24 protein-coding genes are annotated in these 22,639 nt (G+C 62.2%); 14 read left to right on the top strand and 10 right to left on the bottom strand.

Annotated elements, in window-relative coordinates; genetic code table 11:
- The first annotated feature begins 694 nt into the window (after window positions 1-694).
- The 6 genes from ACFWYE_RS29760 to ACFWYE_RS29735 all read left to right on the top strand — a co-directional run bounded on the left by ACFWYE_RS29760 (window position 695) and on the right by ACFWYE_RS29735 (window position 4,605).
- Complete coding sequence (locus ACFWYE_RS29760; RefSeq protein WP_379115617.1) at window positions 695-1,345, top strand: DedA family protein; 651 nt, start codon at window positions 695-697, stop codon at window positions 1,343-1,345.
- A gap of 61 nt (window positions 1,346-1,406) precedes the next feature.
- Window positions 1,407-1,937, top strand: a complete 531-nt coding sequence (locus ACFWYE_RS29755) for a sigma-70 family RNA polymerase sigma factor (RefSeq protein WP_379115616.1) — start codon at window positions 1,407-1,409, stop codon at window positions 1,935-1,937.
- Window positions 1,934-2,698 (top strand): anti-sigma factor family protein, encoded by a 765-nt coding sequence (locus tag ACFWYE_RS29750; protein WP_379115615.1) that lies wholly within the window; start codon window positions 1,934-1,936, stop codon window positions 2,696-2,698. Before ACFWYE_RS29755 ends, ACFWYE_RS29750 begins: the two co-directional genes overlap by 4 nt.
- 24 nt (window positions 2,699-2,722) lie before the next feature.
- Complete coding sequence (locus ACFWYE_RS29745) at window positions 2,723-3,439, top strand: Bax inhibitor-1/YccA family protein (protein WP_379066934.1); 717 nt, start codon at window positions 2,723-2,725, stop codon at window positions 3,437-3,439.
- Window positions 3,440-3,475: 36 nt separating this feature from the next.
- The gene (locus ACFWYE_RS29740; RefSeq protein ID WP_379066932.1) at window positions 3,476-4,039 is read left to right on the top strand and encodes a DUF2076 domain-containing protein; all 564 of its coding nucleotides are present in this window, start codon (window positions 3,476-3,478) and stop codon (window positions 4,037-4,039) included.
- 281 nt (window positions 4,040-4,320) lie between these two features.
- Entirely contained in the window at window positions 4,321-4,605 is a 285-nt protein-coding gene (locus ACFWYE_RS29735) for an SCP2 sterol-binding domain-containing protein (RefSeq protein ID WP_379066930.1), read from the top strand.
- A gap of 117 nt (window positions 4,606-4,722) precedes the next feature.
- Here ACFWYE_RS29735 and ACFWYE_RS29730 read toward each other — a convergent pair whose 3' ends face one another.
- Both ACFWYE_RS29730 and odc2 read right to left on the bottom strand, forming a co-directional pair.
- The gene (locus ACFWYE_RS29730; protein WP_379066928.1) at window positions 4,723-5,298 is read right to left on the bottom strand and encodes a GNAT family N-acetyltransferase; all 576 of its coding nucleotides are present in this window, start codon (window positions 5,296-5,298) and stop codon (window positions 4,723-4,725) included.
- 101 nt (window positions 5,299-5,399) lie between these two features.
- Complete coding sequence (gene odc2 / locus ACFWYE_RS29725; protein ID WP_144377981.1) at window positions 5,400-6,533, bottom strand: ornithine/lysine decarboxylase; 1,134 nt, start codon at window positions 6,531-6,533, stop codon at window positions 5,400-5,402.
- A 536-nt stretch (window positions 6,534-7,069) separates the two neighbouring features.
- Here odc2 and ACFWYE_RS29720 point away from each other — a divergent pair.
- The 4 genes from ACFWYE_RS29720 (at window position 7,070) to ACFWYE_RS29705 (ending at window position 11,042) form a co-directional block, all read left to right on the top strand.
- On the top strand, window positions 7,070-8,263 hold the full coding sequence (locus ACFWYE_RS29720) for an amidase (RefSeq protein WP_379115614.1): 1,194 nt from the start codon (window positions 7,070-7,072) through the stop codon (window positions 8,261-8,263).
- A gap of 4 nt (window positions 8,264-8,267) precedes the next feature.
- Window positions 8,268-9,167, top strand: coding sequence for a LysR family transcriptional regulator (locus tag ACFWYE_RS29715; protein WP_379115613.1), 900 nt, complete (start codon window positions 8,268-8,270; stop codon window positions 9,165-9,167).
- 82 nt (window positions 9,168-9,249) lie between these two features.
- Complete coding sequence (locus ACFWYE_RS29710; RefSeq protein ID WP_379115612.1) at window positions 9,250-9,918, top strand: DUF1007 family protein; 669 nt, start codon at window positions 9,250-9,252, stop codon at window positions 9,916-9,918.
- A gap of 14 nt (window positions 9,919-9,932) precedes the next feature.
- Window positions 9,933-11,042: a nickel/cobalt transporter gene (locus tag ACFWYE_RS29705; protein ID WP_379115623.1), complete on the top strand. Its 1,110-nt coding sequence runs from the start codon at window positions 9,933-9,935 to the stop codon at window positions 11,040-11,042.
- A 41-nt stretch (window positions 11,043-11,083) separates the two neighbouring features.
- Here the strand turns inward: ACFWYE_RS29705 and denD are convergent, their stop codons facing one another.
- From denD to ACFWYE_RS29685, 4 genes are all read right to left on the bottom strand, one after another.
- On the bottom strand, window positions 11,084-12,046 hold the full coding sequence (gene denD, locus ACFWYE_RS29700; RefSeq protein ID WP_379115611.1) for a D-erythronate dehydrogenase: 963 nt from the start codon (window positions 12,044-12,046) through the stop codon (window positions 11,084-11,086).
- Between the two features lie 2 nt (window positions 12,047-12,048).
- Complete coding sequence (locus ACFWYE_RS29695; RefSeq protein ID WP_379066919.1) at window positions 12,049-12,258, bottom strand: hypothetical protein; 210 nt, start codon at window positions 12,256-12,258, stop codon at window positions 12,049-12,051.
- 51 nt (window positions 12,259-12,309) lie between these two features.
- Window positions 12,310-13,164 (bottom strand): cation diffusion facilitator family transporter, encoded by an 855-nt coding sequence (locus ACFWYE_RS29690; protein WP_379115609.1) that lies wholly within the window; start codon window positions 13,162-13,164, stop codon window positions 12,310-12,312.
- A 251-nt stretch (window positions 13,165-13,415) separates the two neighbouring features.
- Window positions 13,416-14,090, bottom strand: a complete 675-nt coding sequence (locus tag ACFWYE_RS29685) for a GNAT family N-acetyltransferase (protein ID WP_379115607.1) — start codon at window positions 14,088-14,090, stop codon at window positions 13,416-13,418.
- A gap of 184 nt (window positions 14,091-14,274) precedes the next feature.
- Here ACFWYE_RS29685 and ACFWYE_RS29680 point away from each other — a divergent pair, with 184 nt between their 5' ends.
- Together ACFWYE_RS29680 and ACFWYE_RS29675 are read left to right on the top strand one after the other, a co-directional pair.
- On the top strand, window positions 14,275-15,486 hold the full coding sequence (locus tag ACFWYE_RS29680) for a pyridoxal phosphate-dependent aminotransferase (RefSeq protein WP_379115606.1): 1,212 nt from the start codon (window positions 14,275-14,277) through the stop codon (window positions 15,484-15,486).
- Window positions 15,483-15,794 (top strand): Kazal-type serine protease inhibitor family protein, encoded by a 312-nt coding sequence (locus ACFWYE_RS29675; protein ID WP_379115604.1) that lies wholly within the window; start codon window positions 15,483-15,485, stop codon window positions 15,792-15,794. The genes ACFWYE_RS29680 and ACFWYE_RS29675 overlap by 4 nt, the downstream gene beginning before the upstream one ends.
- A gap of 34 nt (window positions 15,795-15,828) precedes the next feature.
- On the opposite strand, the gene ACFWYE_RS29670 is transcribed toward ACFWYE_RS29675, so the two are convergent.
- The 3 genes from ACFWYE_RS29670 to ACFWYE_RS29660 all read right to left on the bottom strand — a co-directional run bounded on the left by ACFWYE_RS29670 (window position 15,829) and on the right by ACFWYE_RS29660 (window position 18,662).
- A complete protein-coding gene (locus tag ACFWYE_RS29670) occupies window positions 15,829-16,584 on the bottom strand; it encodes an SDR family oxidoreductase (protein ID WP_379115603.1) in 756 nt (251 codons plus the stop codon).
- A gap of 220 nt (window positions 16,585-16,804) precedes the next feature.
- Window positions 16,805-17,533 (bottom strand): tellurite resistance TerB family protein, encoded by a 729-nt coding sequence (locus ACFWYE_RS29665; protein WP_379115602.1) that lies wholly within the window; start codon window positions 17,531-17,533, stop codon window positions 16,805-16,807.
- Window positions 17,534-17,738: 205 nt separating this feature from the next.
- Complete coding sequence (locus ACFWYE_RS29660; RefSeq protein ID WP_379115601.1) at window positions 17,739-18,662, bottom strand: rhodanese-related sulfurtransferase; 924 nt, start codon at window positions 18,660-18,662, stop codon at window positions 17,739-17,741.
- Window positions 18,663-18,825: 163 nt separating this feature from the next.
- Here ACFWYE_RS29660 and ACFWYE_RS29655 point away from each other — a divergent pair, with 163 nt between their 5' ends.
- The gene (locus ACFWYE_RS29655; protein WP_379115600.1) at window positions 18,826-19,707 is read left to right on the top strand and encodes an N-acetylmuramidase domain-containing protein; all 882 of its coding nucleotides are present in this window, start codon (window positions 18,826-18,828) and stop codon (window positions 19,705-19,707) included.
- Window positions 19,708-19,810: 103 nt separating this feature from the next.
- Window positions 19,811-20,452, top strand: coding sequence for a 2-dehydro-3-deoxy-phosphogluconate aldolase (locus ACFWYE_RS29650; protein WP_379115598.1), 642 nt, complete (start codon window positions 19,811-19,813; stop codon window positions 20,450-20,452).
- A 184-nt stretch (window positions 20,453-20,636) separates the two neighbouring features.
- Here the strand turns inward: ACFWYE_RS29650 and ACFWYE_RS29645 are convergent, their stop codons facing one another.
- Window positions 20,637-22,484, bottom strand: coding sequence for a DUF882 domain-containing protein (locus tag ACFWYE_RS29645; RefSeq protein WP_379115597.1), 1,848 nt, complete (start codon window positions 22,482-22,484; stop codon window positions 20,637-20,639).
- Between the last annotated feature and the right edge of the window lie 155 nt (window positions 22,485-22,639).

Raw genomic sequence — 22,639 nt, 5'->3', positions numbered from 1 at the left:
AAGCCGCAACACCCGTAACCAGCCCGCGCGGCAATGTGATCGACGATGCTGGGAATAGGGGGCGGGCATCACTATATGCCCCTTCGGCCGATCAAGCCTGTGACCGACCGGAGCTTCATGACCCGACGTAGACATGTGAGACAGTCGAACCTGACACTGTTGTCGGCCGCGATGCTGCTCCTGGCTGCGATCTTTGCGTTCGGTCAATTGCCATTTTCCGCTTCGTCGTCTCCAGGCTCCCCACAGCCGAAGAATACGGAACTGGCCCTGGCACGCCAGACGAACCACAAACGCATAGCCATCTCGACGGTAAGGGCCGATCGTCCGCTCTGCCTGAAGGACAGCGGACGTGATGCGGCCGCAATCCCGCCCGAACTCCCCACATTGGCCCTGCCCACGGCGATCGCTTCGGGTGCAACGCCTACAAGACACTGTGCGTCCACCGATCTGGCTCGCGCCTATGATGCCTGTGCGCCTCCGATAGTCTGATCCATACCAGATCGGGCCGTTGCAGCCATCCGCATGCGCACGCCTTTGGGCGAATCTGCACGATCCTCCTCACCGATTTGCCCAGCCCAGTCCGAGCACCCAGCGATGGGCGGCCAGCAATTGGGAGCTTCGCCATACTGATGGCGTTCAGGGCCATGGTGGCGACTGCCCTTCCCCGAAACGAAATCGAGGCGGGAGCCTTATGATGGACGGAATTCTTCAGACGACAGAGACATTCCTGCGCGAACATCAGATGTGGGCGGGCGTGACAGTCGGCCTTGTCGCCTTCGGCGAATCCCTGGTTCTTGTCGGACTTCTCATTCCTGCGACAGCGCTCATGGTGCTGATCGGAGGACTTGTGGGCACGGGTGTGATCGATCCGGTTCCCGTGGTCCTGGGTGCAGTCATCGGGGCGGTCCTGGGCGACATCGTCTCGTATGTTCTGGGTCGCTGGACGGGACCGGGCATCGTGCATCGATGGCCGCTCAAACGATACCGAAGCGGTGTGGCGCAGGCACGCCTGTTCTTCAGGAAATACGGCTTCGCAGCGATATTCTTCGGGCGCTTCTTCGGTCCTCTTCGCTCCACCGTGCCGCTTGTCGCAGGCATGATGGCGATGGATCAGAAGCGGTTTCAGCTGGCAAACATCGGGTCGGCGCTGGTCTGGGCGCCGCTTATGCTCGCACCCGGCTGGCTGGCGGCAAAAGGCGCTTCGCGGTTTGGCGAACTCGATGAATTCCAATGGCTCGGACTGGGCATAGGCCTGACGGCCCTGACCTTCTTAGGCGCCGTCTTGATCGCCTGGATCCTCCGAAGGATCACACCTCAACGCCGAAGGGCCGGCCAGTTGCAGTGAAGTGCGAAGATTCTTTCACGCCACGAGGGATTAAATGCCGAACAGGCACCGTATACCTCGCATGAAGACCAGACGGTCATCCTTTGACGTATTTGCTCAGCTCGGCTCGCTGCGTCGCTACGCGCGCTCCCTGACGCGCAACGACGCGGACGCGGAGGACCTCGTCCACGACGCACTGGTGCGCGCATATGAGCGCCGCTCGGGCTTCCGCTCCGGCGGCAATCTGCGCGGCTGGCTGCTTTCGATCCTCCACAACACCTTCATCGATCGCATGCGCTCGGCACGCGCCGAGCAGCGGCGGATGGATGCTGCCGCAGAGCTCGCCGACACCTCCATGGAAGCGCCACAGGAACATTCGGCTCGTCTTGCCCAGGTGCGGGAGAACTTCCTCGCACTGCCAGAGGAACAGCGTGCCGCCATCCATCTCGTGGCGATCGAGGGCCTTTCCTACCAGGAAGCTGCCGACGCGCTCGGCATTCCGGTCGGCACGTTGATGTCGAGGCTGGGACGCGCCCGTGCGGCGCTGCGTGAAATGGAAGAGAACCCTTCGTCCCGGCCCGGGCATCTCAGGATTGTAGGAGGAACATCGTGACGGACCCGGTGACGGACACCGATATCCTCAGCTATGTCGACGATCAGCTCGACACGTCGCGTCGGATCGACGTCGAGGCCTACCTGGCCGCACGCCCCGAAGAAGCTGCCCGCGTGATGGCGGACCTGCGGCTGCACGATGAACTTCGCCTGGCTCTTTCCGCGCCATCACGTGCGGTTCGGTCAAGCACGACGGAGGCGGCCCGGCAGCTCCAGCGCGGTCTTCTCCGGGGTCGGATTTTCGCCGTTCTCCAGCGCGCGGCGGCAGTCGCGATGTTCGTCGGCGCCGGCTGGATCGCCCATGAAGCGATAGGACCGTTCGGCGTCAGTCAGTCGATCGCTTCGGTTCCACCGCCGGCCTATGTCGAGGAGGCCGTCCGCGCCCATGGCACCAGCCTGCTGCGTGCATCCATGACGTCGCAGCCGAAAGTCCGCGACTATGATCCAGCCGAGATCCTGTCGGCGACCGCGATCACCATGCCTGCGCTGCCCAGGGACTGGAGCGTCCGGGACGTCCAGATCTATCCATCCCGCTTCGGTCCGAGCGTCGAACTGGCGGTCCATTCGGATTCGATCGGCGACGCGTCGCTGTTCGCGGTTCGACCGGGGACTTTCGACGTCGTCAAACCCAAGCAGACAGATATCGGCGGCACCGCATCAAGCTACTTCCAGATCGGCGAAGTCGCCTACGCGCTGGTTGGACGCGGCAATCCGAGGGAACTCGGCACCTCGGCCAAGAAGCTTGCCGACAGCCTTTATTGATCATCCACCCAAGGAGACACTGACATGAACTCGCCCGACTATCGTCAACACGCAGGCTTCGGCCAGCCCAGCGCCGTCCTCTTCGACGAGGGCCTGCGCCAGCACATGCTGCGCGTCTACAACTACATGGCGCTCGGACTTGTCCTGACCGGCGTCGTCGCCTTCACCGTAAGCTCGATTCCCGCGCTCTACGTGCCGATCTTCTCCAGCCCGTTGAAATGGGTGGTGATGCTCGCGCCGCTGGCCTTCGTGCTGCTCTTCTCGTTCCGCATCCAGACCATGTCGGCTGCCGGCGCCCAGGCCATGTTCTGGGCCTTCTGCGCGGTCATGGGACTGTCGCTCGCGTCAGTCTTCCTCGTTTTCACCGGTACCTCGATCGCGCGCACCTTCTTCATCGCCGCCTCGATGTTCGGCGCGATGAGCCTCTACGGGTACACGACGAAGACCGACATGACGAAGTTCTCGTCCTTCCTGATCATGGGGTTGATCGGCGTCGTCATCGCCAGCATCGTCAACATCTTCCTTGGTTCGTCAGCCCTGCAGTTCGCGATCTCGGTCATCGGCATCGTCGTCTTCCTCGGCCTGACCGCCTGGGACACGCAGAACATCAAGGAACAGTACGCCGAGAACTTCGACAGCGAGTCGCGTCAGAAAATGGCCGTCTGGGGTGCCTTCTCGCTGTACCTGAACTTCGTCAACATCTTCCAGCTGCTGCTGAATTTCACGGGCGAGCGCGAATAAACGCGCTCGACAACCGGCACAATTGAGGAGACCAGCATGGACCGCAACGACAGCCAGGCGATCGATCAGCTCTTCGGCAAACTAGCGCTTGTCGAGCAGCAGTCGCCGCCGCGCGACAACGAAGCCGAGGCCTTCATCCGCGACAAGATCGCATCCCAGCCCGGCGCACCGTACTACATGGCGCAAACCATCGTGGTGCAGGAACAGGCCTTGCAGTCCGCCCAGGCCCACATCGAACAGCTTGAAGCCGAAGCTTCTCGCTCGTCCAATGGTGGCCTTTTCGGTGGGCTGTTCGGCGGTAGCCGGCAGCCGCGTCGCACATCCGTCCCGCAGGTCGGAACGAACGCCGCATATGCTTCTGGGATGGGGCAACAGCCTTACCAACAAGGCGGCGGCTTCGGCCAGCAACGCGCCGGCGGCGGCTTCCTTGCCGGCGCGGCACAAACCGCGATGGGTGTCGCCGGCGGCATGCTGTTGGCAAACGCTGTCGGCAGCATGTTTGGCGCGGGTGAAGCCCAGGCGGCTGAACAGCCCGCGAAGGAGCCTGCCGCCGAGGATGCGGGGTTCGACGGCGGCGGCATGGAAGATATGGAGTTCTAGTCGACCTTCAGTCCATCGGAGAACGACCTACTGTCGTCTCTGATGGACTGCTTTCCACGCGGTTCCCGTCAGCCTGCGCAATGGCATGCGCGGGCTTTTTCTTGCCACGATCCATTCGCAGAAGCAGAAATCACGTTGACGTAAACGTCAACTGAAGGCTATAGAACGGCTTCGGCGCCGAGGCCTCCTTGAACGCGTTCGCGCGAGGCTTGAACGCCGCAGTGCCCGGCAAAGCCGGATGGAAACGAACACGCGCGACGCGCAAAGACTGGGAGATAATCATGGGCGTTCAGGAAATCGCGGCAAGCCTCAAGTCGAAGGTCGAAAGCGCCGGCTTCGACAAGTCGGTGAAGTTCGATACCGGCGCCGACGGTGTCATCGTCATCGATGGCGCATCGATCTCCACCACCGATGCCCCGACCGACTGCACCATCAAGCTTTCGCTCGACAATCTGGAATCGCTGCTGGCCGGCGACCTCAACCCGACCATGGCCTTCATGACCGGCAAGCTGAAGGTCGAGGGCGACATGTCGGTCGCCATGGCACTCAGCCAACTGATCGGCTGACCCGAAGACCATCGCCAGGATACGCTACGGCCTGTCCTGGCATATATCGGCAAGAAATCAATAATACGGTGGCAGACCGAGCCTGAAGCTGCCTGCCGCCGTCCGGCCCCCGCCGTCTCAGGCTGCTGCGATCCGCATCGCCGCGCGCTCGCCTGCCTTGCGCCCCGAAGCCTTCAAAGTGCCCCGGGCACCATCCAACCCACCCGGCACCAGTTCCAGCGCCAGGAAGCGATCGCGTTCATAAGGACCGGGCATGGCCAGTCGGCCGGTCTTTTCGGCCGAGAAGCCGAAGCGCGCATAATAAGGAGCATCGCCGACAAGCAGGATGACCCGGTGACCAAGTCGCCCTGCTTCAGCGACGGCGTGATGCATCAAGGCCGAACCGATGCCGGCACTCTTGGCGGTCGGATCGACGGCGAGCGGGCCAAGCAGCAGCGCTGCGGCGCCATGGTCGCCCAAGCGGACATCCCACAACCGGACGGTACCGACGACGGCGCCGCCCTCGTTGCGTGCAACAAAAGCCAGTCCCTCGGAAGGACGGCGGCCGCGCCGCAGCTTCTCCGACGACTTGCGCTTGCGTCCCGCGCCCATGGCGCGGTCGAGCAGCGCCTCACGGGCACCGATGTCCGCCGCAGTTTCGGCAGTGATGAGAATGGCAGGCAAAGCTGCCGGCAGGGTTTTGGCAATGTCCATTTCCGCGATCCTTCACGAGCGGAGAACTGTTCCACAAGCGAACCCACCGCCGGCACCAGAAGGCACCGGCGAGCGGGGTGATCTGACGCGCTGTCCGCCCGTCAGATCACGTAGGATCGGAGGGGCTCGAAGCCGTTGAACGCGACCGCCGAATAGGTGGTCGTGTAGGCGCCGGTGCCCTCGATCAGCACTTCGTCACCGATGGTGAGCGAAAGTGGCAACGGGTAGGGTGCCTTTTCGTACATGACGTCGGCCGAATCGCAGGTCGGGCCGGCAAGCACGCAGAGCGCCTTCTCGTCCTCGTCGCGCGCGGTCACGATCGGATAGCGGATCGCCTCGTCCATCGTCTCGGCGAGACCGCCGAACTTGCCGATGTCGAGATAGACCCAGCGCACGTTGTCGTTGTCGGCTTTTTTCGAGATCAGCACGACTTCCGACTTGATGACGCCGGCATTACCCACCATGCCGCGACCCGGCTCGATGATGGTTTCCGGAATGTCGTTGCCGAAGTGCTTGCGCAGCGCGCCGAAGATCGCCTGGCCATAAGCCTGCGCCGCCGGCACGTCCTTCAGGTAACGGGTCGGGAAACCGCCGCCCATGTTGACCATCTTGAGCACGATGCCTTCCTCGGCCAATGTCGCGAACACGCGCTTGGCGTCGGCCAGGGCACGGTCCCAGGCGGTAAGGTCGGTCTGCTGCGAGCCGACATGGAACGACACGCCATAGGCATCGAGGCCGAGCTTCCTGGCATGACGCAGAACGTCGACGGCCATCGCCGGCACGCAGCCGAACTTGCGCGACAGCGGCCATTCGGCGCCTTCGCCATCGGTCAGCACACGGCAGAACACGCGTGCACCCGGGGCGGCGCGCGAAACCTTCTCGACCTCTTCGACGCTGTCGACGGCATAGAGACGGATGCCGAGCGCATAGGCCTTGGCGATGTCGCGCTCCTTCTTGATGGTGTTGCCGAAGGAGATGCGGTCGGCGGTTGCACCCGCGTCCAGCGCCATCTCGACCTCGGCAACCGACGCGGTGTCGAAGGACGAACCCATCGCAGCAAGCAGGCGCAGGATTTCCGGCGCCGGGTTTGCCTTCACCGCGTAATAGATCTTGGAATCGGGCAGCGCCTTCTCGAAGGCGCGGAAATTGTCACGCACGACGTCGAGGTCGACGACAAGGCAGGGGCCTTCCGGACGTCGGGTGGCGAGGAAATCGAGAACACGTTGCGTAGCCATAGGACTCTCCATCGCGCCTTGCGGCACGTGCAAAGGTGCGGGACGCGGGCTTCGGCCTCGCGAACACGCGGTCAAACAAAGGCGGGACGAAAATCCGATAGCACCAGCCGGTGGAGACCCCGGAGCCATCGAAAGCCGTCTCGCGGCGATGGACCTAGCCTTGCCCGGCTATGGTCCGCTTTGTCTGCCTTGGCTTGGATGGGAGTTCCCAACCGCACTGCCGGCAATGAGGGTGTGCCTCTTCAGTAACCCCGGTCTATGGACAACCGGAAAACACCAGAAAGGCCCGCACCGTCGTTGCTTCAAGACGTCCTCGGATCGGCGGTTGGCCGCTGAACCGACCGGGCTCGTTACTTCCCGGGTACCGTCCCGATATCCTCGCCATTCGAGGGTCGGGGGACGCCCACAGGCACGTGCGACTTTGGGCAAGCGCGATATAGGCGCGCATGTTTTCACAATCAATTAAAATCGAACCTCGGCTTGAAAAAAATCCGCTGTCGAACGACTGTGGACGCACCGTATCCAGATATTGAACGATGCCAGAGCAGAACGACCGCTTCAACGCCTTCCTCGATCTCAGCCAAGTCACTGTTTCTCATGCACAATCCGGACCGTTGGCTGGACTGACGCTGGCGGTGAAGGATATTTTTGACGTTGCTGGCTATGTCACCGGCTGCGGCAATCCGGACATGGCGGAAACCGGCAAACCGGCGCCATCGACAGCACCCGCGGTGCAAAGGCTGCTCGACGCGGGCGCGCGATTCGTCGGCAAGACGCAGACCGACGAGCTCGCCTTTTCGCTGATGGGCCAGAACGCTCACTATCCACGCCCGGTGAATCCTGCTGCGCCTGACCGTGTCACCGGGGGTTCTTCCTCCGGCTCGGCGGCTGCGGTTGCGGGCAGGCTCGCCGACATTGCCACCGGCTCCGATACCGGCGGTTCGATCCGCGCACCGGCCAGCTTCTGCGGCCTGATCGGCCTGCGCGCCACGCATGGCGTGGTTTCCCTGCAAGGCACCATGCCACTGGCACCCAGCTTCGACACCTTCGGCTGGTTCGGCAGGGACATCGATGTGTACGAGAAAGTGGCGCGGCTGCTGCTCGGCGAAAGCGACGCGGTGCTGCCGGCGCGCGCGTTCCGCATGGCTCCCGTTGACGCCCTCCTGCTGGGCGAAGCGGAGAGGCATGCATACCAGGCCATGATCAGGACGATCGCGCCGGTCCTTGGTGAACCGCGGGATGGCCCTGCCCTCACCCATGATCTCGACGATCTCTATTGGTGTTTCCGCAGGCTGCAGGCACGCGAGGCCTGGGAATCGCACGGAACCTGGATTTCGGAGAAAGACCGCCGCCTCGGCCCGGGTGTGAGGGAGCGTTTCGCCTATGGCGCCACCATCGACGCAAAAGCCGCAAAGGTCGAGACCGCACGGCGCGATGCCTTCCGCGCCGAACTGGCCGACCGCCTCGCCAAGGACGGCATCCTCGTTTTGCCGACTGTCCCTGGCGCAGCACCACTCGCGGCTTCGAGTTTCGAGGACACCCAGATCTATCGCGAGCGCGCCCTGCATCTGCTCTGCCTGTCTGGCCTCTCCGGTTTTCCGCAACTGACCTTGCCGCTGGGCATGGTCGATGGCGCGCCTTTCGGCCTCTCCCTGCTTGGCCCCGTCGGGAGCGATCTCGCCTTGATCGGGCTTGGACGACGCATTCTCGAAACGATCGGAAAGGCCTGACGCCATGGACACGCTAACCCGGATGCGCGCCTTCATCGACGTGGTCGAGGCGGAAGGCTTCTCGGCGGCCGGCCGCAAGATCGGTCGCTCGAAGGCGCTGCTTTCCAAATATGTGCGCGAGCTGGAAGACGAACTCGGTGCGCTGCTGCTCAACCGCACCACACGCCAGTTCTCGCTGACGGAAGCGGGTCACACCTATTACCGCCGCGCTTCCGAGATCGTGCGTGAGATCGACAGCCTGTCCGACGTGGTGCGCGACAGCGCCGGCGACGTGCGCGGCAGGATCAAGCTGACAGCGCCCCGGACCATGGCCGACGCGGCGGTCGGTCAATCCATGATCGACTTCGCCAAGCAATATCCGGATGTCTCGCTGGAGGTGCATCTCGACGACCGTTTCGTTGATCTTGTTGAAGAAGGTTTCGATCTGGCCATCCGCATCACCCGGCTGGAAAACTCCTCGCTGATCGCACGCAAGCTGGCCCCGTTCTCGCTCAAGCTGTGCGGTTCGCAGGAACTGATCGCCAAATATGGCAAGCCAACCCGACCGCAAGATCTCGCGCATATGCCCTGCGTGGTCGACACCAATGGCCGCTGGGCCTCGAACTGGCCGTTCCGCGACGATGACGGCGATATCACCAGCATCCCGATCAGCGGTCCGATGATGGTCAACAGCCCGATCACCACCCGCATGGCCGCGCTGGACGGGCTTGGCTTTGCACTGCTGCCTGATTTTATCGCAGCACCCGAAATCAAGAGCGGCCGGCTGGTGTCCTTGCTGGAAGACCGCATCGACTTCAACGGCGGCATCTTCGCCGTCTACCCGCACCGCCGCTACCTGCCCGCCAAGGTGCGTGTCTTCGTCGACTTCATGGTGCAGTGGTTCAAGACGCATGAAACGTCATAACATTTTCGTTAGCTAGGTCCCATTTTCGCCCGGTTTCTGGTAACCCTCAGGCCACACTGACACTGGGGAATCGCCGCCGGCCATGCAGCTTCAGGCATCAACAGCCACCATGGCCGTTACCTTCGGCCTGCTTCTCGCAGGCACGACGCCGGCTCTTGTCCACCCGCACGTCTTTGCCGAGGCCCGCCTGGACGTCGTGCTTTCTCCCGACCACAAGTCGATCGCCGCGCTGCGCCACCTGTGGCGTTTCGACGAGCTGTTTTCCTCGACCGTGCTGATGGAATTCGACAAGAATTCCGACCTCAAGCTGGACGACGCCGAGCTGAAGGAAGTGGCAAACACCATCAAGGCATCACTTGCCGAATACAATTATTTCCAGGTGGTCACGCTCGACGGCAAGGACATCAAGATGAAGGCGCCACCCGAAATCGTTGCCTCCTTCGACAACAACCAGCTGATCGTGCTGTTCGAAGATCAGCCGCAGGAGCCGATCAAGCTGAAGGGCAAGATCGATCTCGGCGTCTATGACCCGACCTTCTACACCGCCATCGATTTCACCGACGACGCCAACCTGTCCGTGAAGGATCTGCCGGCCTCATGCGCACGCGCGGTGGTACGGCCTGATCCGGACACGGCGATCGCCCAGAACCAGAAAACGCTCACCGAGGCCTTCTTCAATGACCCGACGGGCACCGACATGAGCAAGATCTTCGCCACCAAGCTCGAGCTGAACTGCCGCACGGAAGGGTGACCTCGATGAACAGGATGACCGTCCGCCTGATCTTCTGCCTGCTCGGTGTGGCCTTCATCACCGCGGCCGGCCACGCCTATGCGCAGAGTTCGCTCGGCATCGGCACGAATGATGCCATGACGCCGACGACCGGTCTGTTTGCGGGCTTTTTGAACTGGGTCAACCTGCACCAGCAACGCTTTTACCACGCACTCGCCGAGGCCATCAAAGCGATGCGCCAGGACGGCTCGAAGCTGTGGCTGCTGATTGGCCTGTCGTTCCTCTACGGTATCTTCCACGCTGCCGGCCCCGGTCACGGCAAAGCCGTGATCTCCTCCTACATGCTGGCCAACGAGGTTGCGCTGCGGCGTGGCATCCTGCTCTCGTTCATCTCCGCCTTCCTGCAGGCCGTGACGGCGATTGTGGTGATGCTGCTCGCTTATTTCGTCTTGCGCGGTACCTCGGTCTCCATGACCGACACGGCATGGTTCCTGGAGATTGCCTCCTATGCGTTCGTCACCGCATTCGGTGCCTGGTTGCTGTGGCGAAAGCTCGGTCCGTCGCTGACGCGGCTGTTCGGAACAGCACCAGCTTATAGCCTGTCAGCCGCGCATGCCGGCCACGCCAGCCACGCTCACGCCGCCCACACGCATGATCCCGCCGCGCATGATCATGACCATCACGATCACCATGGCCATGAGCATCATGCGCATGACCACCACGACCATGGCGGCCACCATCACGATCACCATCATGGGCCGGGCGAGGTCTGTGAGACCTGCGGGCATTCGCATGCACCGGACCCGACCCTGCTTTCCGGCGATCGCTTCGACTGGCGCACCGCCTGGACGGCCGTCGCCGCCGTCGGCATCCGACCGTGCTCCGGTGCCCTGATCGTGCTGTCCTTTGCTTTCCTCAACGGGCTTTGGGCCGGCGGCATCCTGTCGGTGCTGGCGATGGCCGTCGGTACGGCGATCACCGTTTCCATCCTGGCGACGCTGGCCGTCACGGCAAAAGATTGGGCGGTGGCGCTTGCAGGCGACGGCCGCCTCGGCAACCGCGTCCATTCGGCCATCGAAATCGGCGGCGCGGCCCTGGTCTTCCTGTTCGGCGTGATCCTGTTGACCGCCAGCCTCGGCGCCTGATCTTCTCTTCGTTCAGAAGGAGACGGTGGCCCGCCGATCCATCAATTCATCTCGTCCTCGATATGAGCGCGGATGATGTCATCGAAACTGGTTTCGGCGACAAAACCGAGTTCCCGTGCCCGGCGCGCTTCAAAACGGGTCGGCCAGTTCTTCACGATCGCCCAGACAGTCTCGTCGGGCTCCTCGCGGATCAGCGCTACCGCCTTGCTGCCGGCAACGCGCCCGAGAGCATCGATCTGCTCTGCGACGCTGACGCCGACGCCGGGCATGTTGAGCGCGCGCTGCGGCCCGACCGCCGCACCATCGATCTCGGCAGCACGGATCAGGAAGCCTACCGCCGATCGAGGGCTGGCATGGGTGTGCACGACCGTACGCGGGACCGGCAGCACTGCGCTTTCGCCCTTCAGCGGTTCGCGGATGATACCGGAGAAGAAACCGGATGCGGCCTTGTTCGGTTTACCGGGCCGCACGCAGATGGTCGGCAACCGGATCGCGACGCCATCGAACAGACCGCGCCGCGAATAATCGCACAGCAGGGCTTCCCCCATCAGCTTCTGGGTACCGTAGGAGGTTAGTGGCGTCGCGTGAAAATCGTCCGGGATGACTTCCGGAAAGGGCGCTCCGAATACGGCGATCGAGGACGCGAACACCAGGCGCGGATTGTAGGCGGCAAGGCGAACCGCATCGAACAAGGCGCGGGTGCCGTCGAGATTGACACGATAGCCGAGGTCGAAATTGGCTTCCGCTTCGCCCGAAACGACTCCCGCCAGATGGAAGATAACATCCGGCTTTTCCGCAACCAGCGTGGCGGCGGCTCCCGAAACCGAGAGATCGCCGGTATGGCTATTGATGACGACATCGGCGCTGCCGGTCGCCTCGGGCACTACGATATCATGCAGGTCGAGTTGACTGATCTTACGGCCACGCAGTGTTCCGTCCTCGAGCAACCGCGCAACGAGCTTGCGACCGATCATGCCAGCCGCGCCGGTGATCAGCACGCGCATTCTCAATCCCTCCCTTGCGTGCGGCTTCGCCCGCGCAGCCAGAACACCAGGAAGAAGGCGGCCACGAACAGAACCGCGAAAGCGCCGGCCAGCACCGTCGAGAAATGGCCGATCGCCAGCATGATGGTCGGCAGATAATAAGCGGTCACGCCGAACAGCAGCATGATCGACAGCGCAGCGATCGCGGCGCTCTTGTTTTCAGGGCTCATCATCACTCCGGACCACCTGCACTTCCTGACAGGATGGTTAGCACAGACGCCGCTTCAATGCAGGTGCCTGGGCTGCGATGTGACGCCACGGACCTGGTCGCGCGCGCGGCCGTCTTCGGCACGGCGGTCGTAGTCGATCTCAACGGTTGCGTGGCTGATGCCATGCTGGGTGAACAGGCGCTGTTTTATGGCATCCACGGCAATATGCGCGTCCAGCCCATCCATCAGGCTTGCATGCAGCGTCGCCATGTTGCTGGCGCCGTCAATCGACCACAGATGGACATGATGGATTTCACGGACGCCTTTGATGGAAGCCTGCAGATCCTGGGTGATCATGTCGCGATCGAGGCCCGCGGGCGAGCCTTCCAGAAGCACATGCGCGGCTGCGCGCATCAGGCTCCAGCCAGTTGACAGGATCAGCACCGCGACCAGCACCGACAGGATCGGGTCGATCGGCGTCCAGCCGGTGGCCATGATGACCAGCGCTGCAACGATTGCGGCCAGCGAGCCCAGAAGATCGCCCAGAACATGTACGATGGCACCACGCATGTTGAGGCTTTCGCGGCTTCCACCATGCAGGATGACGAAGCCTGCGATGTTCACCACGAGCCCGAGCAGCGCGACCATGAGCATTGGCCCGCCCAGCACCGGCGGAGGTGCCTGGAACCGCCGCCAGGCCTCGTAGCAGATCCACACAGCAACGAAGAAAATCGCCAGCCCGTTGGTGTAGGCGACAAGGGTCTTGACCCTGCCATAGCCATAGGTGTGCCGGCCTGTCGCTGGCCTATCGGCGAGATGGAAGGCATACCACGCCAGCGCCAGCGCGATGGCGTCGGTGAACATGTGGCCGGCATCAGCAAGCAGTGCCAAAGAACCCGTGAGCATCCCGCCGATTATTTCGGCAACCATGAATCCACCGGTCAGTATTGCAGCAATCAGCACGCGCTTCTTGTCTGAAGTTTCGTGCTGATGTCCTGCACCACCGTGATCGTGGTCACCGTCTGTGTGGGATTGATATTCACGACCCATCGGTCACCCCTCTTTGGGCGCCGAACTTAATTCAATCCATTTGGATATTAAAGTATCCGATGAGGGTCATGCACCGAAGCATGAAAAAAATTTCCCGGCTAACAAAGACACATTAGGAAGCCTAAATATATTTAGGCCTGGAAATCCTCCAGACGGCGCTTTTGCTGGCCTTGGTCGTCGAAATTGCTCGGATCAAGCCAGGCTTCATACGCCTTTTTCAGCTCCGGCCACTCCTTGTCGATGATGGAATACCACGCTGTATCGCGATTCTCACCCTTGATGACGAGGTTCTGGCGAAAAATACCCTCGAACTCAAAACCGAATCGCTCCGCCGCCCGTTTTGAGGGCGCGTTGTTGTTGTTGCATTTCCATTCGTAGCGCCGATAGCCCAGATCGTCGAAAGCGTATTGCGCGAACAGGAACTGTGCCTCCGTCGCTGCCGGTTTGCGCGCGACCAGTGGCCCCCAATAGATATGGCCGATTTCGATGACGCCATGGGCAGGTTCGATACGCATCAGTGTCTGACGTCCGGCGACCTTGCCGCTCGCCCTGTCGATCACCGCAAAATAGAGTGGGTCCACGCTGGCTTCCGCCTTCTCCAGCCATGGCTGAAAGTCCTCTCGTTTCTCGGGTGCGAATTCCGACAACCAGCGAAAACGGGCGTCGGCGTCGCTCACGGAAGACGCTTCGAAAAGTCCGTCGCCGTGGCGAGCGGCATCGAGAGGTTCAAGGCGTACATAGCGACCTTCGAGCACCTTGCGTTCGGGACGCGGACGCGGCTGCCAGTTCTTCAGGTCCTCGGTCACCATCAGCTCCATATTAGGCGATTTCGAAGAATTATTGCATCTATGGGTGGTCACAAACCATCTGCAGATGCGACCTTTGGTCTAAAATCGATGCAATAATTCTTCGAAATCGCCTTATTTGACAGGGCCTCTCCACCCTTCCAAAAAACATCAGCCCGCAACTAGCGCCAGTTGGACCAACAAAATGATCCACACGATCCCTGCCTTCGACCGCCTCGGCGAGGAAAACGCATTCGCCGTGCTCGCCCGCGCCACCGCGCTTGCCCAGCAGGGCCGCGACATCGTCAATCTCGGCATTGGTCAGCCGGATTTCCGCACGCCGGGGCACATTGTCGAGGCGGCGATCAAGGCTCTGCGCGACGGCCATCATGGCTACACGCCCGCCACCGGTCTTCTGCCCACGCGTGAAGCCGTCGCGCGTCGCACATTGACGACCACCGGCATCGAAATTTCACCGGACAATGTGATGATCCTGCCGGGCGGCAAGCCGACCATGTTCGCCGCCATCCTGATGTTCGGAGAGCAAGGCACGGATATTCTTTATCCGGACCCCGGTTTCCCGATCTACCGGTCGATGATCGAATTCACCGGCGCGCGGCCGGTGCCGGTGCCGATCCGTGAGGAAAACGGCTTTGCTTTCTCGGCCGAGGAGACACTGGCGTTGATCACGCCGGCCACCCGGCTGCTCATTCTCAATTCACCGGCCAATCCGACTGGCGGCGTTACCCCGCGCGCCGAGATCGAGAAACTGGTGAAGGGACTGGAGAAGCATCCGCACGTCGCCATCCTCTCCGACGAGATCTATGACGTGATGACCTATGACGGCGAGGCACACACGTCCCTGCTCCAGTTTCCGGCAATCCGCGACAGGCTGATCGTGCTCAACGGCTGGTCGAAGACCTGGGCCATGACAGGCTGGCGTATGGGTTGGTCGATCTGGCCGAACGGGGAGCGGGGTGCGCATCTCTACGACAAGGTGCGCAAGCTTGCGGTCAACTGCTGGTCCTGCGTGAATGCGCCAAGCCAATATGCCGGCATCGCCGCCATAGATGGACCTCAGGATGAGGTCGCGACCATGATGCGGGCCTTCGACCGTCGTCGCAAGCTGGTGGTCGAAGGCCTGAACACGCTGCCGGGTATTTCGTGTATCGCGCCAAAAGGAGCCTTCTACGCGTTCCCCAACATCTCGGGCACCGGTTGGGGGGCCAAGAAGCTGGCCACGGCGCTGCTGGAGCAAGCCGGCGTTGCGTTGATCGGAGGACCGGATTTCGGCGTGCTCGGCGAAGGCTATATGCGGCTGTCCTATGCCAATTCGGAAGAGAACATTCTTCGCGCGCTGGAGCGCATCGGTAGCTTCCTCGCAGCGAACGCCAAGCCCGAGGAGGCCACGACATGAGACGCATCGTCGCCATCGGGTTTGCGGCTTTCGCCTTGCTTGGCGCGACCATCCTTCCCAGCCTTGCCGACGAGCCGGTCAGGGCCTGTGGCGGCATAAGGGGTCTCACCTGCGATGCCGGCCAGTTCTGCGAATTTCCTGCCGAAACCCAATGCGGCCGCGCCGACCGCATGGGGATCTGCATGCCCAGACCTGAGGTCTGCACGGAGGAATATCGGCCGGTCTGCGGATGCGACGGCAAGACCTATGGCAATGACTGCGCACGCCGCGCGGCAGGGACCGCCAGGCTCAAGGATGGGGAATGCTGACCGTTCCCCCCTCATGAGCGAGGACGGAGAGTGCCTAACCCCGTCCCACCAGTGGCATCTTGGTTGCCATCACCGTCATGAACAGCACGTTGGCATCGAGCGGCAGGCCGGCCATATAGACAACCGCTTCCGCCACGCGCTCGACATCCATCACCGCTTCCGCGGCAATCGTACCATTGGCTTGCGGCACCCCTACCGTCATCGGCACGGCCATGTCGGTCAGTGCATTGCCGATATCGATCTGCCCACAGGCGATGTCAAAGGGGCGGCCATCGAGCGCCAGTGTTTTGGTGAGGCCGCTGATCGCGTGTTTCGTGGCCGTGTATGGCACGGAACCCGGTCGTGGCGCCTGCGCCGAAACCGAGCCGTTGTTGATGATGCGGCCGCCCATCGGTGCTTGCCGGCGCATGGCGGCAAAGGCCGCGCGAGCGCACAGGAATGAGCCGGTCAGATTGACCGCCACGACGTCATTCCAGACCTCGACCGGAATTTCATCGATCGGCGTCGACTTGTATCCCATGCCCGCATTGTTGAAGAGCAGGTCAACACGCCCGAAGGTTGCGACGGCTTCCTCGAACAGGGCTTCGACCTGGTCTGGTTGGCTGATATCGCACGCCACCGCCAGTGCACGAGCCTCGGTTTTGCCGGCACCCGCGATCGCCTCATCCAGCAGTGCCTTGCGACGACCGCAGAACACCGTGTTCCAGCCCTCCTTCAGCAGCGCTGTTGCCACGCTCCTGCCGATTCCGGTGCCAGCGCCCGTGACGATTGCAGTGCCTCTGATTGCCATGTCGACCTCCTGGAAAGAAAGAGGCATGGCAAACGACGCCTTCGATGACAAGCGCCAGCAGGGCCGGAATAATTGGGGAGCAACAAAAAAGGGCGGTCATTGGCGACCGCCCCGATCTGAACCAGCTTGGGAGGAGGAAAGCCGATCCGACTAGTTAAAATGATGCGCCTGACTGGTTAACGAAAGGTTAACAGCAACGCCGTCCCAGTCGTGGCAACGCCTACCACTTGGTATTGGCGCCGGATGCCGGCACGGGTTCCTTCGCTGCCGAAACAGTCGCCTCGATATGGTCGACCAGCTTGTCGTCCAGGCCGAGCCGTCCAGCTAGCATGTCGAGATAGCCACGCTCGGCACGCGTGTCCGGCTCGATGGCCAGGCGCGAGGCCGTGTAAAGCTCGATCTTCTGCGCCTCGTTCCTGGCAGCCGAGGCGAGTGCGTCAACGTCGGCTGGCGCGGCCAAGGCTTCCTTCAAGAACTCCGTCGCCTCGGCGCCGAGACCGGAAAGGCTGACCTTGTCGATGATCTTGCCGCGCTCTTCCTCATCGATGCGTCCGTCGGCCTTGGCGGCGGCGATCATGGCGCGCACGATGGTGAGCGCGAACTCACCCTCGCCTTGCGGCGCCTGCGCCGGATCGAAGCTGTCGCCGGCCGGCGGCGGCAGCAGTTCCGGCTGCTTCGCGGCTTCGGCCGGCTGCTGGCCGGCCTTGTAGTTCTGGTACGCCTTGTAGGCGAGACCGCCAATGGCAGCGAGACCGCCGAGCTTCACTGCGGTACCGGTAACCTGACGCCCGGCCCCGGTGCCGAGCAGCACGGCGGCAAGCGCACCGGCGGCAAGCGGATTGTCCTTGGCCATCTGCACGGCCTGGCCAGCCTTGTCGCGCACCGTTCCGGTAGTTCCGGGAACCTGTGAACTCAGGAGATCGTCGAGCAGTTTCTTGGGGTCGAACATCAATGGCTCCAGCTAGAGCAATTCCAACAAAAGCGTTTAGCGGTTGGAATTGCGTAAAAACAAAAGTTAGAGCGTTTCCGCGTTCCCGTGAAAAACGGAACCGCTCTAGGCTCGGCGGTTGATCCCCGCAGAGGTAGGCGCGCAAAGGCAACATTACAATGACGTTCTAAAACCCGACCCCGCCAGGCAGGCGATAAAAGCCCTTCTAGCTGCCGATGTGCCGGCGCTCGCCGCGCTGGTCCGCCAGTTCCACCTGGCGATGACGTTCGGCATAGCGGGCGCGATCCTCATCGCTGCGCGCTTCATAGCAATGCGGGCAGGAGACACCTGGCTGATACTGCTGCGATATCCGCTCCTCAGGGGTCAGTGGATGCCGGCAAGCCCGGCACAACTCCGCCTCCCCTTCTTCGAGCCCATGCGAGACCGAGACACGTTCGTCGAAAACGAAACACTCGCCCTTCCAGAGGCTCTCTTCCTGCGGCACATCTTCCAGATACTTCAGGATGCCGCCCTTGAGATGGAACACATCGTCAAAGCCGAGCGACTTAACATAGGCCGTCGCCTTCTCGCAGCGTATGCCGCCGGTGCAGAACATGGCGATCTTCTTGCCTTCGAGTTCCGCACTGTGTTCGCGCGCCCATTGCGGAAACTCGCGAAAACTCTTGGTGTGAGGGTCGATGGCGTTCTTGAATGTGCCCAGTGTCACCTCGTAGTCGTTGCGTGTGTCGATGACGACCGTATCAGGATCGGAGATCAAGGCGTTCCAGTCGGCCGCGTCGACATAGCTGCCAGCGGCGCGAAGCGGATCGATGTCCTCCACGCCCATGGTGACGATTTCTCGCTTCAGCCGCACCTTCATGCGATGGAACGGCATTTCGGCGGCTGCGGAATATTTGACCTCCAGGCCGGCGAATTCAGGCATCGCCTCCAGATGCGTGATGAGTTCCGCAATGGCTTCTTCGCGGCCGGCGACGGTGCCATTGATGCCTTCGCGTGCTAGAAGCAGCGTGCCCTTGATGTCACGTCCGCAACAGAAAGCGGCCAGCGGCTGACGCAGCGCCTCGTAGCCATCGAGACGTACAAAACGATAAAGCGCTGCGACGCGGAAAGGAGAAACGGACAGGTTCATGTCCGCTGCCGTACCGCCTTGCCCGATGATTTTCAATGTGGGCCGGAAAGGTCAAGGATTACAGGCGCATCACCTGCTCCAAGCGATAGTCCGATTACGCAAATGTTCATCCGCGGCCGCTAGGGTCGTTTGAATGGCTCCCGTCTCGGGGAGTGAGGGTCGCATGTTCAGCAAGCATACAGCGGACGAAATTGAAAAGGCAGCGCGGGAATTCGGGCTGGAGCCCAAGGTGCTGCTTGCCATTGCCGAGATTGAAAGTGCCGGCCAGGTTTTTGCCCGGATCGACGGACGCAACGAACCCTTGATCCGTTTTGAGGGACATTATTTCGATCGCCGGCTTGCTGAGGACAGACGGGAAACGGCGCGAGCCGCGGGTCTTGCCTCTCCCGTTGCAGGCGAGATAGCCAATCCGCGCAGCCAGGCTGCGCGCTGGCAGCTCATCGAACGGGCAGCGGAGATCGACCGGCAGGCGGCCTATGAATCGACTTCCTGGGGGTTGGGCCAGGTCATGGGTGCGCACTGGCAATGGCTGGGCTTCGATACGGTCGACGGCCTCGTCGAAGAAGCACGCTCCGGAGCCGCCGGCCAGGCCCGGCTGATGGCGCGCTATATCGACAGATCGGGACTTGCCACGGCACTCAACGCCCATGATTGGGAAGCCGTTGGCCATGGCTACAATGGCCCCGGCTTCGCCAAGAATGGCTACCATCTGAAACTGGCGGAAGCCTACAGGCAGCAGGTGGAGGGACCCGCGCCTGGCGACCGGCTGATGAAGATCGGCTCACGGGGTGAACTGGTCACCGAATTGCAGGAAGCTCTGGTTGCCCTGGACTACGTCGTCGACACGGATGGCATCTATGGTCCCGGCACGGCCAGCGCTGTGCGCAGATTTCAGCAGGAACATGGTCTCGCCGCCGACGGCATTGCCGGTCGGGCTACCCAGGCAGCAATCGGCCATGCATTGCGGGCAGCCAAGGGCCGGTCCTCCTTCTGGAACTGGCTTGCGCGACTTGTCAGCACGATTCTCAGGTCGCACCGAGCCTGACCTGCTGATGGCCAACCGCTCCAACACAGTGTCATCATGACACCGTAGACTCAAAAAACACCGTCTGTTAAATCGATTGAAAACAGCAAGGAAGCGCGACGTCATGACCAGCAAAACCCGGAAACTTCTTTCGCTGCTCGATGGCCAGCCAGTTATCCCCGTAATCAAGATTGCCGACGCCAGGGACGCGGTGCCGTTGGCGCGCGCCCTGGCGCGCGGCGGTCTCAGGGCGATCGAAATCACCCTGCGCACCGACGCCGCGCTTGAGGCAATCCATCGCGCGGCGGCAGAGGTCGAAGAAGCGATCGTCGGTGCCGGCACCATCTTGAATGCGCGGCAGTTCGAGGAGGCATCCAAGGCCGGCTCGCAATTCATCGTCAGCCCCGGCATCACAAGCCAGTTGCTGTCCGCCGCCGCTGACAGCCCGGTGCCGCTGCTGCCGGGGGCGATCACGCCCGGCGAAATCATGGCAGCGCGGGAGGCCGGGCTCGACTTCCTGAAGTTCTTCCCTGCAGAGCAGGCAGGTGGGGCAGCCTTTCTAAAGGCATTGGCCTCGCCGATTGCCGATGTAAAATTCTGCCCGACCGGCGGCATCGGCGCCAAGAACGCAACCGATTATCTCAGCCTTCCCAACGTGATCTGCGTCGGCGGCTCCTGGGTTGCGCCCGACGAGATGGTCAAGGCCGGGGACTGGGCTGGTATCGAGGCTCTGGCACGCGAAGCCAGCAAGTTGCGCAAATCCTAGAGCATTTCCGTTTTTTAACGGAAACACGGAAACGCTCTAACCCTTTGTTGTTACGCAATTCCGGACGGAAAACCGTTGCGCGCTTTTCCTGGAATTGCTGTAGAACCAGCCGGCCCGTCTGCAGCATGCCAAAAACAAAAACCGCGCCATATGGCGCGGTTTTCGCATTTCAGAACCCCACGATCTATTTGGTCGGGAAGCGTGCGACCGACATGAACTTCACCGCAGTCCCGGTGAAGCGGTTCGAATCCGCCATTTCGTTGGCGGTCTGGAAGCCGGCCGTATAGACCTCGCTCGGCGCCGTGCGAACCACGTTGTAAGCCATGCGCGGCGCCGTGGTGGAATCAGTCACCTTGGCGATCTGCTCATTGCCCTGGAGGGCCCAGCGCGCCACTTTTGGCGCCGCCGGAACAACCACCGACTTGTGATCGGGCTTGGCGTCCTGCGCATTGGCACGCGCTGCCTTGCGTGTCGTCTTCACATTGCCGCCCATCGCCGCAGCCGGGTCGGATCCGGCCGGACGGCTTACCACGACAGCGCGCGGGGTTGCCGCATCGACACCGGAGGGGTCGTTGAAAGCCGAACGCGAGGTCGGCAGAGCCGCAACCTGATAAGTGTCGGTCGACGCTTGCTCCAGGACCGCCTTGACCTCGTCAGGACGTTGGGTTGGCAGCATGGCCAACGCGTCGGTCGCCGTCTGTTGCCCGTCACGCTTGGCGGTATCGGCCAGCGCGAGCAGCACCGATTCCTGGTTGGGCTCAGCTGCGCCAGGCGTCTTGGGACGGCGTGTCGGCAACGGAACATTGCCGGCAACAGCCTGCACGCCGGCAACCGACGTGGTTTCGGCAATCGGTGCAGGCGCATTGGGATCAGCCATGCCGAAAGGCACGTTTTCCGGTGGAACCGGCGCGGCTGCCGCCACGACGACAGGCTGTTCTGCCTGCTCGACGGCAGAAGCGTCGGCGACACCGAACGGAACGGTTTCAGGTGTCGGCGCTGCTGCAATGCCCACATCCGCCTTCGGACGCGGCGCCGCACCCGGCACTGGCACCGAACGCGCCGGCAATGCGGCAAGGATCGTTTCCGGTGTCTGCTTCGGCTCTTCAGCCATCTGCGGCTCTTCCGGCTCGGTAGCGGCCGGCATGTCGATGCGCTGTGCGTTCTCGGGCGAGACGATGGCGATGCCCGGCAGGCTGCTCTTGGCCGATGCGGCCGGCTTCATCGCGGCCTTCGGCTTGGGCGCCGGCGCCATGGCGACATCGGCCGAATCGTCTTCCTCGTCCTCGCCACCGCCAAAGAAAGCGGCAAGGAACCCGCCCGACTTGTGGGTCGAGCCGCCAGCGCTGGCGAGTTCGATGTTGGGCGTACCATTGGATTTGCGCGCCTTGTAGGAAGCCATCGCCTGCTCATAACCAGGCAACGGCCGGCCGTCGCTCGGCACGTGCAGCGTCTTGCCGTTCGGGAACAGGCGCGCCAGTTCCTGGCGGCTGATACCCGGCCAGTGGCGCACATTGCCGACGTCCATATGCACGAAAGGCGAGCCGGAAGTCGGATAATAGCCGACGCCGCCGCCCTGCATCTTGAGGCCGATGTCGCGCAGCTTCTTCAGCGGCACGCCTTCGATGTAGAAATCCATCGCCTTGCCGAGGATATGCTGGCTTTTCTCGGCAACGCCGCTGCGGCGGCTGCGCGATTTCAGCATGGCATTGGTGGAGGGCGCGCGATAGCCGCAGATCACCTGGATGTAGCCACGCGAACCGCTCTGCCGATAGGCTTCCCACACCAGATCCATCAGGCGCGGATCCATCTTCGTCGGCTCGTTGCGACGCCAGTCGCGCAGGAAGAAATTCAGTTTCTTGAGGCCAGCCTGGTCGTAGCGGCCGTTCCGCTTGAAGACGATCTCGTCAACCTCGCCGGTGTGCAGGTTGCGCAGCTTCAGCGCGCGAACCTCGGCGCTGGCGGTTCCTGCCGAGACGGCCAGCAGCCCCGCAGCCATAACCGCGCCGGTCAGCCACTTCTGCCAGACGCTCAACGAGGATGGACGCCTGTTCTGGTGTCGTTCGATTCTGCTCAAATCAAATGGCCTTGCAGACTGCCGTTTGTCCCCGGATTTGATCAAACGGATGCGGTTGGATTCACACCCGATAATCGATCCTAATGGTTAATCGACGCTTATTGAAGCTGAAA

Origin of the sequence: Mesorhizobium sp. NPDC059025, assembly GCF_042739655.1 — a bacterium.
Taxonomy (GTDB): Bacteria; Pseudomonadota; Alphaproteobacteria; order Rhizobiales; family Rhizobiaceae; genus Mesorhizobium.
This window is presented reverse-complemented; position numbering and strand designations above follow the sequence as displayed.

Coding starts and splice junctions, on each gene's coding strand:
- ACFWYE_RS29760 (WP_379115617.1), top strand. CDS start 695: ATGGACGGAATTCTTCAGACGACAGAGACATTCCTGCGCGAACATCAG.
- ACFWYE_RS29755 (WP_379115616.1), top strand. CDS start 1,407: ATGAAGACCAGACGGTCATCCTTTGACGTATTTGCTCAGCTCGGCTCG.
- ACFWYE_RS29745 (WP_379066934.1), top strand. CDS start 2,723: ATGAACTCGCCCGACTATCGTCAACACGCAGGCTTCGGCCAGCCCAGC.
- ACFWYE_RS29740 (WP_379066932.1), top strand. CDS start 3,476: ATGGACCGCAACGACAGCCAGGCGATCGATCAGCTCTTCGGCAAACTA.
- ACFWYE_RS29735 (WP_379066930.1), top strand. CDS start 4,321: ATGGGCGTTCAGGAAATCGCGGCAAGCCTCAAGTCGAAGGTCGAAAGC.
- ACFWYE_RS29730 (WP_379066928.1), bottom strand. CDS start 5,298: ATGGACATTGCCAAAACCCTGCCGGCAGCTTTGCCTGCCATTCTCATC.
- odc2 (WP_144377981.1), bottom strand. CDS start 6,533: ATGGCTACGCAACGTGTTCTCGATTTCCTCGCCACCCGACGTCCGGAA.
- ACFWYE_RS29720 (WP_379115614.1), top strand. CDS start 7,070: ATGCCAGAGCAGAACGACCGCTTCAACGCCTTCCTCGATCTCAGCCAA.
- ACFWYE_RS29715 (WP_379115613.1), top strand. CDS start 8,268: ATGGACACGCTAACCCGGATGCGCGCCTTCATCGACGTGGTCGAGGCG.
- ACFWYE_RS29710 (WP_379115612.1), top strand. CDS start 9,250: ATGCAGCTTCAGGCATCAACAGCCACCATGGCCGTTACCTTCGGCCTG.
- ACFWYE_RS29705 (WP_379115623.1), top strand. CDS start 9,933: ATGACCGTCCGCCTGATCTTCTGCCTGCTCGGTGTGGCCTTCATCACC.
- denD (WP_379115611.1), bottom strand. CDS start 12,046: ATGCGCGTGCTGATCACCGGCGCGGCTGGCATGATCGGTCGCAAGCTC.
- ACFWYE_RS29695 (WP_379066919.1), bottom strand. CDS start 12,258: ATGATGAGCCCTGAAAACAAGAGCGCCGCGATCGCTGCGCTGTCGATC.
- ACFWYE_RS29690 (WP_379115609.1), bottom strand. CDS start 13,164: ATGGTTGCCGAAATAATCGGCGGGATGCTCACGGGTTCTTTGGCACTG.
- ACFWYE_RS29680 (WP_379115606.1), top strand. CDS start 14,275: ATGATCCACACGATCCCTGCCTTCGACCGCCTCGGCGAGGAAAACGCA.
- ACFWYE_RS29675 (WP_379115604.1), top strand. CDS start 15,483: ATGAGACGCATCGTCGCCATCGGGTTTGCGGCTTTCGCCTTGCTTGGC.
- ACFWYE_RS29670 (WP_379115603.1), bottom strand. CDS start 16,584: ATGGCAATCAGAGGCACTGCAATCGTCACGGGCGCTGGCACCGGAATC.
- ACFWYE_RS29665 (WP_379115602.1), bottom strand. CDS start 17,533: ATGTTCGACCCCAAGAAACTGCTCGACGATCTCCTGAGTTCACAGGTT.
- ACFWYE_RS29660 (WP_379115601.1), bottom strand. CDS start 18,662: ATGAACCTGTCCGTTTCTCCTTTCCGCGTCGCAGCGCTTTATCGTTTT.
- ACFWYE_RS29655 (WP_379115600.1), top strand. CDS start 18,826: ATGTTCAGCAAGCATACAGCGGACGAAATTGAAAAGGCAGCGCGGGAA.
- ACFWYE_RS29650 (WP_379115598.1), top strand. CDS start 19,811: ATGACCAGCAAAACCCGGAAACTTCTTTCGCTGCTCGATGGCCAGCCA.